At 44.1% G+C, this 13,326-nt stretch carries 8 protein-coding genes and 1 pseudogene; 3 read left to right on the top strand and 6 right to left on the bottom strand.

Annotation, left to right across the window (positions count from 1 at the left end):
- Nucleotides 1-2: 2 nt before the first annotated feature.
- From ABD031_RS16270 to ABD031_RS16260, 3 genes are all read left to right on the top strand, one after another.
- Entirely contained in the window at nt 3-425 is a 423-nt protein-coding gene (locus ABD031_RS16270) for a DUF4194 domain-containing protein (protein WP_343853368.1), read from the top strand.
- Nucleotides 426-573: 148 nt separating this feature from the next.
- Nucleotides 574-3,984: an ATP-binding protein gene (locus ABD031_RS16265; protein WP_343853366.1), complete on the top strand. Its 3,411-nt coding sequence runs from the start codon at nt 574-576 to the stop codon at nt 3,982-3,984.
- A gap of 2 nt (nt 3,985-3,986) precedes the next feature.
- Nucleotides 3,987-5,135 (top strand): Wadjet anti-phage system protein JetD domain-containing protein, encoded by a 1,149-nt coding sequence (locus ABD031_RS16260; protein ID WP_343853364.1) that lies wholly within the window; start codon nt 3,987-3,989, stop codon nt 5,133-5,135.
- 13 nt (nt 5,136-5,148) lie between these two features.
- On the opposite strand, the gene ABD031_RS16255 is transcribed toward ABD031_RS16260, so the two are convergent.
- The 6 genes and pseudogenes from ABD031_RS16255 to smc form a co-directional block, all read right to left on the bottom strand.
- The gene (locus ABD031_RS16255) at nt 5,149-5,862 is read right to left on the bottom strand and encodes an HNH endonuclease (protein ID WP_343853362.1); all 714 of its coding nucleotides are present in this window, start codon (nt 5,860-5,862) and stop codon (nt 5,149-5,151) included.
- 268 nt (nt 5,863-6,130) lie between these two features.
- Nucleotides 6,131-6,592: an IS200/IS605 family transposase gene (tnpA, locus tag ABD031_RS16250; RefSeq protein ID WP_343853359.1), complete on the bottom strand. Its 462-nt coding sequence runs from the start codon at nt 6,590-6,592 to the stop codon at nt 6,131-6,133.
- Between the two features lie 1,095 nt (nt 6,593-7,687).
- Nucleotides 7,688-7,936: pseudogene (locus ABD031_RS16245) on the bottom strand (hypothetical protein); the annotation flags it as partial.
- A 41-nt stretch (nt 7,937-7,977) separates the two neighbouring features.
- Complete coding sequence (locus ABD031_RS16240; protein ID WP_343853355.1) at nt 7,978-8,559, bottom strand: 2'-5' RNA ligase family protein; 582 nt, start codon at nt 8,557-8,559, stop codon at nt 7,978-7,980.
- A gap of 100 nt (nt 8,560-8,659) precedes the next feature.
- Entirely contained in the window at nt 8,660-9,232 is a 573-nt protein-coding gene (locus ABD031_RS16235; protein WP_343853353.1) for an ORF6N domain-containing protein, read from the bottom strand.
- Nucleotides 9,233-9,738: 506 nt separating this feature from the next.
- Nucleotides 9,739-13,278 (bottom strand): chromosome segregation protein SMC, encoded by a 3,540-nt coding sequence (gene smc, locus ABD031_RS16230; protein ID WP_343853351.1) that lies wholly within the window; start codon nt 13,276-13,278, stop codon nt 9,739-9,741.
- Nucleotides 13,279-13,326: the final 48 nt, after the last annotated feature.

Raw genomic sequence — 13,326 nt, 5'->3', positions numbered from 1 at the left:
TGATGGAATATCAAAACCCAAGGATAGCCCCCTTTGCCAGGTCGGCAGTGAAACTCTTGCAGGGGCCAATTTCAGAAGATCAGCAGGATGTTTGGGGAGAAATCGTGCAATATGTTGTAGAGTTAACTCATTACTTTGAAAAAATAGCCATAGAGTTGGTTTTGGACAGGCGGGAAGGTTATGCCTATTTGAAACAGATTGAATTGGACGATTCCGGGAGTACTATAGGTTTGGTGCGCAGAAGCCCACTTTCGTATGATCTAACTGTGGTTTGTATTTTGCTAAGGGAGTGGTTGTTTGAGTTTGAGTCGAGCGATCTAGAAACTGCTAATCTCTATGTTACCCCCAGAGAATTTAGAGAGAGGATTGACATGTTTTTTAAAGAAAAGACTAACGAGCTCAAATTTGTCAGAGATCTAAACTAATATTTGGAAGATTGTGTAAGGATGGGCTTTTTGAAACAGGTGCATAAGGATGGGGTATTTCCAGATGAATCCAGATACGAAGTTAAACGGATACTAAAAGCACGGATCACAACAGAAGAGCTTTTGAGATTTAAACAACAACTGGAAGATGAACTTAAGTCTTTTTAGCACTAAGCCCAGCGAGTCTGGCTTCCGACTGCACACTTATGAGGTTTGGAATTGGGGTACTTTTGACCGGGTGATTTATTCCATCGAGCCGGGAGGTGAGACCTCTCTGCTTACAGGAGGTAACGGATCGGGCAAAACAACTTTGGTTGATGGCCTTTTAACCCTTCTGCTACCTGAGAGAAGAGCAAGGGCATATAACCAGACAGCAGGCGAAAAAGGTGAGCGGACGGAAGAAACCTATTGGCTTGGGGAATATGGTGAAACGGAAAATGCGGATACCAACACACGTGAGGTTAAGAAACTAAGGCCAGTGAAATCCGAAGCTCAGTCCGTGCTGATAGCAGTTTTCCAAAACGAGTCACAATTTGTTACCCTAGCCCAATCCCGCTGGTATGCAGGAGGGGAACTCAAAAGAAGCTTTATAATTGCCCACAAAAAGTTATCAATTAAGGACGATTTTATGCCTTTTGATGTCAGCGGCGAGTGGAGGAAAAGGCTGAAGCAAAAATACCCCAAACAAGGGAGCAGAGAAATATTGTTTTTTGCAGATGGCCCGGGGGAATATGGGGAGCGAATGAGGAAAGCCTTTGGAATGAGATCGGAAAAGGCCCAGACGCTTTTCAACAAAACTATTGGTCTCAAAGTACTCGGTAATCTAGATGAGTTTGTGCGCCAGCAGATGCTGGAAGAGCTAGATTCGGAGACGGAATTCCAAAAAGTGAAGATCCATTATAAAACACTGAACGATGCGCATCAAGCTATAGAAAAAGCTCATAAACAAATAGAATTGCTAGAACCAATTAGGGGGATGTCGATTGGTCTTTCCAAATTAAAAGCAGACCTCAGTCGGGAAGAAAACTTCAGAGATATAGCCCCCCTTTGGTTTGCCAGCAAGCAAGAAGTTTTGGTGCAAGGCTTTATTGCCACCACGAATGAGCAAAAAAGGGAAAAAGAAGAAAAGCGGGAAACACTCACCAATGAAGTAGAAGCGCTTGACCATGACAGGATAAACCTAGAGGTACAAATAGAATCGGATGAAGTAGGTAGACAAATCCGTGATCTCGAAAGAAACAACAAGCGCTTTGAACAGGAAAAGTCGGAGAGGGAAAAGGAGCTAATTGCTTATAGTGAGTTGGCGGAAAACCTGGAACTTCAACCAAATCCCCAGTCACAGGCACTATTTAATGATCAAAGAAGGCTAGCATCGGAAAGGAAGAAAAAACTTGCCGAGCAATTGGATCAAAAAGAAGAGGAGAAGTTTCAGACTCGAAAAGAGCTGGATGATATCAAACTCAAATTTGACAATCTCTCGAATGAGTTGAGTGTTTTGCGTTCTCAAAAAAATAATATCACCGGTCATCCGACCCGTATCAAGAGCGAAATCCTGGAGGCCGTAGGCGCTACCGAGAGGGAAATCCCATTTGTGGGTGAGCTGATAAAAGTCCGGGATGATGCCCGTGATTGGGAACCAGCCATCGAGCGCCTGCTGCACAATTTCGCCCTTCGGCTTATCGTACCCGATAAATATTACCAACAGGTAAACGGCTATGTAAATGCACACGATTTAAGGGGTAGGATCATCTACCACAGGTTCAACAAAAAGGAAGTGGCCTCACCTATCTTTCAGCAAACGATCGAAAAGGAACTGATCCACAAACTCGATTTCAAAGCCTCAGACTACACCCAATGGATCAAAAATGAGGTGAGTTTCAAGTTTAACCATCAGTGTGTAGATGATCTTGACGCATTCCGCCTCTCAGATAAGGCCATCACCCGTGAGGGGCTAATCAAAAATACAGGACGGCATGAAAAGGACGACCGGCCTGAGATCAAGAACCGGCAGAAATATGTACTCGGCTGGGATAACAAAGAGAAAATTGCCGCACTGAGAGAAGCTGTAGCCAGCGTCCATGAACAGATCAAAACAGTGGAAAGCAGGCTCTCGGCCATAAAATCCCAGCAGACCAGGATGCGCAGGGATTCGGAGAACCTCACCAGCTTCATCGCATATAAAGCATTTAAGAAAATTGACTGGTGGTCATTGGCTGCCGAAATCCAGGGAAATATCAAAAAGATCGAAGAACTCGAGAAAACCAACAACAGGATAAATACGCTCAAAAAACAGAAGGAAGAAACCTTACGGATCATCAAAAGCAAACAGGAGCTGGTGAAGGGGCTGGATAAAGAAATCACCCAGATGGATACCCAGATCGGCTTTCAGCATCAAAAATTGAGAGAGTCCCAAGACACCATCCAGCGTTATGCGTACCTGAACACGGTCGCAAGATTGGGGGATTTTGAAGAACACTTCATATCCGAAATGGGTCGTGATATTGATTCCATAGAGAAGATCAGAAACAAGGTAGTTGGGGCCATCAACCAGCAGATTGAGAAACTGAGAGATGATATCCGAAGGATGGAAAGTGACTCGGAAAACCTGATGAGGCATTTCAAAAACCCGGACAAGGAAATAGCTGACCAGTTCAGTGATTGGAATGCGGATACCCACAGGCTGAGTGAGCGGGCTGAGTTCATTGAGGAATATGTTGCTCTGTTGGAAAGGATAGAAAAGGAGGAATTGGCAGGATACAAAGAGCAGTTCAAAAAATACCTAAACGAAGAGATGATTACCAAGATGTCTGATTTTCAAAGTTGGCTTGAGCAACAGGAAGAGGATATAGAAGAAAACATCGAGGTGCTGAATAAGTCGTTGGCTAAGATCAATTTCATCAGCAACCCACCTGCCTTTATCAAGCTGCAGGTAGAAAAAGACTATTCGCCCAAAGTTAAAGAGTTCAAGCAGCAACTCAGTGGATGGAAGCCTAATTCGACAGAGTTTGCCAGGACACAGGATGATCGAATACTTGAAGAAAGTTTTGGAAAAATCAAGTCGCTACTAGACAAGCTGACCACTGAAGAGAACCTAAGAAAAGAAGTACTAGATGTTAGAAATTGGCTAAAATTCAAAGCAGTAGCGCTCTATAAGAAAGATCCGTCACGAATTTTCCGAAGTTACACGGGAACGGCCAAACTTTCGGGTGGAGAAGCCGCCCAGCTTACTTATACGATTTTGGGTTCGGCCATAGCCTATCAGTTTGGTATCCATAGTGAGGGACTTAATACTAATTCCTTCCGCTTCATTTGCGTTGACGAGGCTTTTAGCAAACAGGATGACGAAAAAGCTCAATTCTTGATGGAACTATGTAAACAGCTACACCTGCAGGTGATGGTGGTGTCACCTGCCAAAGCGGAAGAAGTGGCGATTGTAGAACCTTATATCGCCAGGATCCATTTTGTGCAACGAAAAGAAAACCGGCATTCTGTAGTGTATGATATGCCTATTAAGCAACTACAGGAGCATAGAGAGCAGTTTTTGCAACCATCCGTTTAGTCATGATCACACCCGAGGAAATAAGGAAGAAAGCCGAGCGGAAATACCATGAAATTCTCCGGTCTTTACTTGAAGGGATTGACTGCTTTCCCTTCACTGTTCCGTCCGACAAAAAGCTTTCGGACAACTATGCCAACATGAATAGGGAAATAGAGGAGCTGTTTAGTGAGTCCAAAGATAGGAAGGGATTTGGTTACAAGGTAGTTGTAGAACGAGTGAAAACCCGAAGGCACGGTATGCAAGGAATACCTAGAGCGATTGTATTCGAAGACTTGACCAATTATTTGAAATTTTTGGGGAAAGAGAAAGAGTTTCAATTGTTAGAAGAAAACTTTGACAAGGTCGTTGCTGTGTTTCCACAACTTACGCAATGGATGGTAGATAACACTAGAGTGATAATATCAAATGATAATATCTGGCCAGACCTAATAAAAGTTTGCCTATGGTTCGAGAAAAGCTATGTTCCTGACAAATTTTATTTAAGAGAACTACCTATCTCAATTCATACTAAGTTTATCGAAGAGAATAAGGGGTGTTTGAGGGCCTTATTGGATGAATTGGTTCCGGAAATTCGAGTCGATCCCGAGAACACTTTCGAAAAGAGATTTGGTCTCAAATATGATCAGCCATTAGTTAGATTTAGAATTTTGGACTCAATTTTTTGGAATGTGTCGTGGTACGATGACATTTCCGTGCCGATCAAACAATTTGCCGCAAATCCGATAGGTTGCAAAAGAGTTTTTATAATTGAAAATAAAATGAACTTTTTGACTTATCCTAAAGTCTCAGATTCAATAGCTATATGGGGTCAAGGGTTTGCCATTGAGTCATTTAAGACAGTTGAATGGCTTCGTGATAAAGAAATTTACTATTGGAGTGATTTAGATCTTCAAGGATTTCAAATGCTTTCCCAATTGAGATCTTATTTTTCGCACACCAAGTCATTTTTGATGGATATGGAAATAGTCGAGAAGTACCACGAATTTATTGTGTCGGGCACTCCAGTGATTGCGAAAGTGCCATCTTATCTATCCGATGAAGAACATGCCGTTTATTATTTTCTCTTACAAAACAATTTTCGCTTAGAGCAAGAGCGAATTCACTTAGAAAATGTACGTCAGAGGTTAAGTGAGCTTTTTGAATCAGTGTAAATTTCTTTTGAAATTATTTTTTAAATCTCATATTATTGTGAAAATCAAGGTATTTTAAGTGCTCTTTACTGATGTTAATTTTAGTGTCAACTGATATGGATAAAATACTTGGTTGTTGAAGTTGTTTGGATATTTTAATTCTTCCCTCTAAAGAAAAACTGATCAGTCCTAAATCGAATAACTTATCAAAAGTAGGCAGGAGTAAAAGGCCGTTATATTTGTCCGTTCTTTCGAAGTTGTTGGAATCTTTCCAAGGTTTGATATGGGAAGCGACTAATATTCGATGATTAGAATAACCGGAGATCGAACATTTGCCCCATAGTTCTATAAGTGAATCCCTGTATTTTCCCTGCCCTCTTCGGCTTAAGATTATTGCTTCTTTTTCCGTTGACGTTAAGTTTTGATTGTTGATAATAGATTGTATTGTTTGTGGAATTGTGTTGTTTTGGACTAATTCCGAAGTATCAAGGAATTCTATATAAAGATCTAGTGATCTGCTATACATGTGATTTCCTTTTTTGTTTTTAAAATAGTATTCGTCAAAACTAAAGTATAATTCTTTTATTTTTATTATTTCCTCTGCATGGACAATTGAGAAGAGACCGGTTTCTATAAGGTTTTTCCTTTTAAGATGGTTTGATATTGTCGTAATCGTGGAGCTGTATTTGTCTGGCCTAGTGATGGTCTTTTTAGACTCTATGACCCATGATTCAAATATTTCTTTCATGAAAATGTTCGATTAAGAGTTTTGATCAAATCAGCTTTTCCTCAGCTCAAGTTTATTTTAACGGAGAGTACCCTAAGCCAACTCCCTCAGATCCACTGAAACCACCCTTGACACCCCAACTTCGACTATGGTAACGCCGTGGATGGTTCAGTAATCGCCATCGAGAAACGCAATTCCGTTTCGGCGAAGATAGAAGACTTTCGGAATATGGCTAAAGCCTCTTCCGATCTTTTCTCATCAGTTAAATAGATTAAAGCTCTTGAATGGCTTAGTCCATCCAGTCGAAGAGGTATTCGTCTTTGTAGTCTATCTGGAAGAGCGTCAGCAGGCTTTTGTATTCCTCTTGGAAGGTCTTTTTGCGATGGTGATCTTTTTGGTTTTGGATGTAGGAGATGACGGGATCGAGGGAAGAGTGAGAATAGGAGAATGCGCCATATCCCTCTTGCCATTGGAATTTGGAAGGGCAGAAGCCTTTTTCTTCCACCCAAGCGTTGCTGGATTTTTTGATTTCCCTGACCAGATCAGAAAGGCAACAGGTGGGTTTCATTCCGATCAGGATATGGATATGATCAGGCATTCCGTTGATGGACAGTAGTTTTTGTCCCTTGTGGGTCACGATGCCGGTGATGTATTTGTACAGTTCCTCCTCCCAGTGTGTTTGGATGAGGGATTGTCGGCCTTTTACGGCGAAGACCAGTTGGATGTAGATTTGTGAAAACGTCCCGGGCATAGTTTCGGTTTTTTGTTTGTTTCGGAAACAGAAACAAAATAGCGAATCCCGAAGGGATTCTATGTTTATAGCAGGGGAATTGAGATTGGGATGTACGACCCCATCGGGGTCGAATGGGATTCGATTCGACCAGACGATTTGCTATAAGCATTTGACCCATTCTGGGTCGTGCCCGTACCGTTTGGATGTTTTCTATAAACATATGAATCATTCTGGGTCACACATCAAGGTATAATAGACCGAATCCCGAAGGGATTTCATGCTTGTAGATGCATGGGATTTGTAGGATGTGCGACCCCATCGGGGTCGAATGGGGTTCAATACAACGTTTGCTATAAACATGTGACCTCTTCGAGGTCTTTTATAAGCCTCTGACCGACCGAATCGCGAAGGGCTTCGATGTATTTTGCCGCATAGAATGGGATGTGCAGCCCTGCCTGAAACAGACAGGCCCATTGGGGTCGAATTGATTTCAATCCGATGGATTCTATAAACATTCGGCCTTTTCGAGGCCATGTTCCTGTCGATTGGATATGAAGTATAAACATTTGCCCATTCTGGGGCGTTGGTCTAGATTGATGGCGCGAATCCCGAAGGGATTCTATGTTTATAGCAAAATGGGTAGACATTATTGGTGCGACCCCATTGGGGTCGAATGGCTCTATGTTCGATTGTGTTCTATAAACATGTGACCCCTGCGGGGTCATGTTTCTACCATGGAAATGATTTCTGTAAACATGTGACCCTTTGTGGGTGGTTTAGAATCCCGAGGGGATTCCACGTTTATGGAACAATGGATAATGTTCGGAATGTGCGACCCCGAAGGGGTCGAATGGCGGAATGGATTCGACGATTTTCTATAAATATGTGACCCCTGCGGGGTCATGTTTTCTACCATGGAGATGATTTCTGTAAACATGTGGCCTTTTGTGGGTGGTTTAGAATCCCGAGGGGATTCCATGTTTATAGAACAATCGATTGTGTTCGGAATGTACGACCCCGAAAGGGTCGAATCTGGTTGAATTGTACAATCTTCTATAAATATTTCACCCCTTCGGGGTGTATAATCTCACATTCCAAACCCTCAATCAATCTCTACGCCAACTCCCTCAAATCCACCGGAACCACCCTTGACACCCCCGCTTCGATCTTGGTGATGCCATAGATGATGTCGGTGCTGGTCCTAGTGCGTTTGTTGTGCGTGACGAGGATAAACTGGGACTCGCCGCTGAAGCGCTGGATGATCTGGTTAAACTTGTCGATGTTGGCGTCGTCGAGCGGGGCGTCCACTTCGTCGAAGATACAGAAGGGTGTGGATTTCAGAAGGTGAATTGAAAAAAGGAGCCAGTCCGGCACTTAAATTCTCAGCTGATTAATTATTAGAATTACTGCCAAGCTACGTTTTCGAAATCATATCGCCATTCTTCCTTGCGCTTATTTTGATCAAAAATGGCGATTGATTTTGGATAAGTGGATTTTTGATAGGGAATACCTTTGAAGAATTCAACTGCGTCATTGAATTGCGGTAGCTTCATCCTCGGACATCGAGCGATGGTGGCGTGGGGTCGAAGCTTTTTCCTTTCGATCGAAATTTCCGGAGCAGCCAATTTAAATTCTTTTTGCAAATCGGTGGAGATATTGCTGAGATCCTCCTGTTTTTCAAGATCCAAAAACAAGAGTTTGTTCCTTTCGAAGGAATTGAATGCGGTGAACTGAAGGTGAATCGATTTTATTTTCGCGCAGAAATTTTTAAGGACTTCAATGATTGGTGGAATCGATTTTTTGGAGGCGATAAAATGAAGCATGGTGAGATGCGGGGTTGACCTTACTTTTTCTGCGTATCCAAAATTGCGCTGGAAAAGCTGTTTGAAGGAGTATATGTCGGTCTCTATCTCCGATGAGAAGCCAATCAACACAATATAGCTTGAACGAGAGATTTTTTGATAGTCTGGGAAGAGGTTGTTCATCAAATGTGTTTCGTTGCAATTGGACTTCTAAGTGTTTGTTTTGCAGTCGACTGGATTAACCTGATATTAAGTCAAGGTTTTGTGATTTTCGGAATTAAATTCAAAATAGATTCGACCGATGCTTGCTCCAATTTTGAGAAAGCAAACCATTACGTCCTAAATCCTTTAGCGAAGCTCCTAAGTGATAGATCTCTTGACCATCAATAACCAGGAATCGATCATGGCTCTTGTCAAAAGGTTTCACTTCAAAATCCCCGTATTGTTCATTTGCTTTTTGGATATCCAATTCGAGTTGTTTGGTGATTGATTTGGTGAGAAGGATTGCTTTTACCCCTCGTTTTTTCTTTGCCATGTGAGTTAGCGTTGACTCATTGATGTAATTGTCAATCAGGATAATGCTGGACTTGGCAGATCGGATGATCCGGGAAACCAACTCGTAAGCATCAAAGACCTGTCCGTCGAAAAAAAAAACGCCCTGCGAGGGGATTTGATCCTTGTTTTCCAGGGCTTTAAAGATCTTTTCGAATTTTTGATCAGATTCGAGTATCGTTTTTTCTATTCCGTCAACCCTGTATAATTCAGCCAAATCCCGGTCAATCATGACTTGGTGGCCTCTGATCGTAAAAATCCGATTTTCAATCTCATCGCTAGAGAGGTGAAGTTCTTCGCTCATCCGCTAGAAATTAGGTTAAGCAACTAAGCTGATTATCTAAAATAGGAATTTCGGACGGATTTTGCCTTTGAGTTTTAATTGGTTCAGGCTTTTGTGCAGGGACTGGATTTGATTGGCAACATAAAGAATGTGGATAAAGCCTAACTACTATTAAAAAATCCAAATGGAATGGGCTAAAGCCACATTCCTATTCAAAATAGAAAATCGATAGGGGAGAGTCATTCTGAGTCTATTGGACTTCCCTTGAATTGCCTCCCGCTTAAGCGGGAGGCAGAGATTAATGCAATATCAAGGTGTGCATATGTACCGCTATATCCTCCAGCAGAAGATTTTAAGCCTATGACATATGTTTTTCAACCCACTCTTTAACGCTTATTTTAAAGCTGTTAAGACTTGCTTGACTTTTAATTATGGCGATTTTGCAATAATTAAAATTTGGATTGTATATCGATTCCCAGAAATCCGACCATTATAAAATATCGAAGGTTGAACATCGAAATTCCAGATCAAGCCAACTCCCTCAAATCCACCGGCACGACTCTCGAAACCCCCGCCTCAATCATCGTGATGCCATAGATAATATCCGTGCTGGCCATGGTGCGCTTGTTGTGCGTGACGATGATAAACTGGGACTCGCCGCTGAAGCGCTGGATGATCTGGTTAAACTTGTCGATGTTGGCGTCGTCGAGTGGGGCGTCCACTTCGTCGAAGATACAGAAGGGGGCAGGCTTCAGCAGATAGATAGAGAAGAGTAGAGAAGTGGCGGTCAGGGTTTTTTCCCCACCGCTGAGCTGGTTGATGGTGAGGGGACGCTTGCCCTTGGGCTTGGCCATGATCTCGATGGGTGATTCCAGCGGATTGCTGGGATCTACCAGGGTTAGGTCGCAGTCGTCCTGCTCAGTGAAGAGGGATCGGAATACGTTGATGAAGTTTTCCTTGATCTTGCCAAAAGCTTCCAAAAAGGTTTCTCTGGCCACTTGGTCGATCTCAGCGATGGTACTGAGCAGGGATTCCTTTGCCTTGATCAGATCTTCTTTTTGTGAACTGATGAAATCATAACGCACTTTGATCTCGTCATAGGCTTCCATAGCCATGGGATTTATGGGGCCGATCTTCTCCAGCCTCTCTTTTTGCTTGCGTACGAGTTCGCGCATCTCCTCCTCTGCAAAGTCCAAAAACTCCGGATCGAGGTCGGGGTTCTCTTCCATCAGCGCGTCCAGATCCAGCTCAAACTCCACGCTCAGGCGCTCCTTCATCCCGCTCATCTTGAGCTTGATCTCGTTGATGCTGTTTTGCAACTCCTGTAGCAGCAGGTCAAAACCTTCCTTGGACTTCTGCAGGCTACGGATCTTGGTGTCAGTCTCGTCGATGAATCCGCGGGCACCGTAATAGTCCTTTTCGGCTTCGGTGACGCCCTTTTCTATACTTTCCTTCTCGGCATAGAGCTCGATGAGTTCATCGTCTTTGACTTCGTTGTTGTCCAGCAGGGACTTGACTTCGGCGTCGAGCTGGGCGAGTTCGGCCTGGGACTTTTCGATACGTTCCTTGGAGCTTTCGAAGGCATTTTGCTTAAACTCGACCTCCTGCTCCAGACTGTTGACCCGGTTGACCTGCTGGATGTAGGTGATATTTTCCTGGTTGAAGGTCTGGGACTTCTCCGCCAGCTTTTTGTTCTCGATTTCGACTTCTTCGTTGACCAGCGTCAAGGCATCGGTCATTCCATCAAACACCGATTTTTCTTCTTTCAGTTGGGGGAGGATGACCAGCAGACTTTCTTCCAAAGAAGCAATCCGGTCCAGAATGTCCTCCCGCTTGTGGACGTTGGAGTTTAGGAGTTCGGCCAGTTGTTCCTTTTTGGTCCGGATAGACACATAGCCCGAATTGAGTTCATTGATCCGAATTTGACTTTCTTCCAAAGTCTTTTTGTGACTGACTTCCTTGAGTTTGATCAGGTCTGAAAGCTTCTGATCCAAGTTGGCGCGGGTACTGCTCACCTTTTTACTCAGGTCTTTGATCTCCCGGTCGAGCTTTTCGAGATTCTTGGCTCGGCCGATTCTTTTTCCTTCGAAAAGGCCAACCGATCCTCCCGAAAGGGAAAATTTGCGTTTAGTGTATTTGCCCGCTTCGGACAGAAAAACGCATTCCGGATCCTCGGGAAAATCCCTGTATTCTCCCTGCACGATGTAAACATTGTCCAGAATGAAATTGATCAACCGGCTGTATTTGACATCAAATTCGATGATCTCGGTGGCGGCGATGGCGTTGGGGAAAAGCTTGCTTTGCCCGGGCTTAAACCGCTCAAAGTGCTCTAAGACAAAGAAATTTGCCTTGCCACGTGCAGCATCGCTAAGCAGCTGGATCGCTGCAATTGCCTGCGTCTCGGTCTCCACGACATAGTAATTCATGTAACCTTCGAGGTAGTTTTCGATGGTTACACGAAACTTCTCGTCCGTCGTGAGCAAGTCCGAGAGCAGTGGAATGTCCTTGCCCCAAGAGTTGTTTTTTTTAAGGAATTTGATCGCTTCGGGGAAGCCTTCGAGGTTCTCGACCAGTGATTTGGTCAGGTTGTATTCGTTGGTTTTGGCGTCCAGCTTACGGGACGAAGTAGTGAGTTCCTCGCGGATCATCTCGATCACGCGATTGGTGTCCTCTATCTTTTGATCCTGATCTTCCTGCTTGGCTTTGAGTTTGGCAAACGCGGCAGTTGCCTCGTCGAGTTCTGCTTTGAGTTCCACCATCTTGTCCTCAAACTCCACCAGATTAGCTTCCTGTGAAGAGTCGTCCGAGGAAGTTCGCTCAAGTTCCTGCTTGAGTGTCGAGAGTTGTATTTGCTTGATTTCTACCTCTTTTCCAAGCTGATACACCCGTTCTTTGAGGCTTTCAAACTTGAGACTTTGTTCCTTTTGACTTTGCTGTTTTTCGGAGCTGATCAGCTTCTGCGCATCGAATTGCTCCCGGAGTTCGGTGACGATGAATTCCTTTTCGGCGAGGAGTTTTTCCGCAGCTTCTTTTTCTTGCTGGAGGGATCGGATGGAGAATCCGGCCCGGTCGTTGGACTTGCGATCCGTGTCGATCTGCTCGCGCAAAGCTTGGGATCTGTCCTCGAGGAAGCGCATCCGTTCGTTTTTGATTTTTTTCTCCGACTCAAACGCCCTGATCTTGTTCACGTGCTCGTTAAGCGTCTTTTGGCGGGTGGAGAGAAGCTTTTCTTTTTGAATCAAACCGGCTTTCAGCTGGCTGAGTAGGGCTTCCTGATCGGTGATCTGCGTGCTGATCTGCAGCTTTCTATCCGATTCGCTTTGGATTTTTGCACTCGCTTCTATCAGACTTTGGGCGTATTTCTCGATGGACTTCTTGGCCAGATTGATGCTGGCCTTGCGGTAGTCTGCTTTGATCTCAAAGTATTTGGCCGTCTGTTTGGCCTGTTTTTCCAGGCTTCTGAGGTTTTTGTCGATCTCATAAAGCAGATCCTCCACCCGTGCCAAGTCATCATCGGTGTCTTCAAGCTTGCGAAGTGTTTCCTTTTTTCGGGTTTTGAATTTCGATATACCGGCGGCCTCTTCGAAAAGCTCACGACGGGAGTTATTTTTGTCATTCAGCAACTCATCGATCATCTTGAGTTCGATGATCGCGTAGGAGTTGGAGTTGATCCCCGTGTCCATGAAGAGGTTGGTGATGTCTTTCAGCCTGCAGGTGACGCCATTGATCTGGTACTCACTTTCGCCGGATCGGTAGTAGCGTCGGGTGATCGTGACGTGGGTGTATTCGGTGGGGAGGAGGTTTTTGGTGTTTTCGAAGGTCAGGGAAACTTCCGCGAGGTTGGACGGTTTGCGGTTTTTGGTTCCGTTGAAGATGACGTTTTCCATCTTGTCGGAGCGGAGCATACGGGTTTTTTGCTCACCCAGCACCCATCGGATCGCATCGACGACATTAGACTTCCCACAGCCATTTGGGCCCACCACCCCTGTGATTCCTTTGTCAAAATGAATCACCATCTTATCCCCAAAACTCTTAAAACCCTTGATCTCCAGTTTACTGAGCAGCATGCGTGTTTTTTCTCCTTCTAAAGGGAACAAAATAAGCGCAATTGGGGG

Source organism: Algoriphagus jejuensis, assembly GCF_039523455.1.
GTDB lineage: Bacteria > Bacteroidota > Bacteroidia > Cytophagales > Cyclobacteriaceae > Algoriphagus > Algoriphagus jejuensis.
This window is presented reverse-complemented; position numbering and strand designations above follow the sequence as displayed.

Coding starts and splice junctions, on each gene's coding strand:
- ABD031_RS16270 (WP_343853368.1), top strand. CDS start 3: ATGGAATATCAAAACCCAAGGATAGCCCCCTTTGCCAGGTCGGCAGTG.
- ABD031_RS16265 (WP_343853366.1), top strand. CDS start 574: ATGAACTTAAGTCTTTTTAGCACTAAGCCCAGCGAGTCTGGCTTCCGA.
- ABD031_RS16260 (WP_343853364.1), top strand. CDS start 3,987: ATGATCACACCCGAGGAAATAAGGAAGAAAGCCGAGCGGAAATACCAT.
- ABD031_RS16255 (WP_343853362.1), bottom strand. CDS start 5,862: ATGAAAGAAATATTTGAATCATGGGTCATAGAGTCTAAAAAGACCATC.
- tnpA (WP_343853359.1), bottom strand. CDS start 6,592: ATGCCCGGGACGTTTTCACAAATCTACATCCAACTGGTCTTCGCCGTA.
- ABD031_RS16240 (WP_343853355.1), bottom strand. CDS start 8,559: ATGAACAACCTCTTCCCAGACTATCAAAAAATCTCTCGTTCAAGCTAT.
- ABD031_RS16235 (WP_343853353.1), bottom strand. CDS start 9,232: ATGAGCGAAGAACTTCACCTCTCTAGCGATGAGATTGAAAATCGGATT.
- smc (WP_343853351.1), bottom strand. CDS start 13,278: ATGCTGCTCAGTAAACTGGAGATCAAGGGTTTTAAGAGTTTTGGGGAT.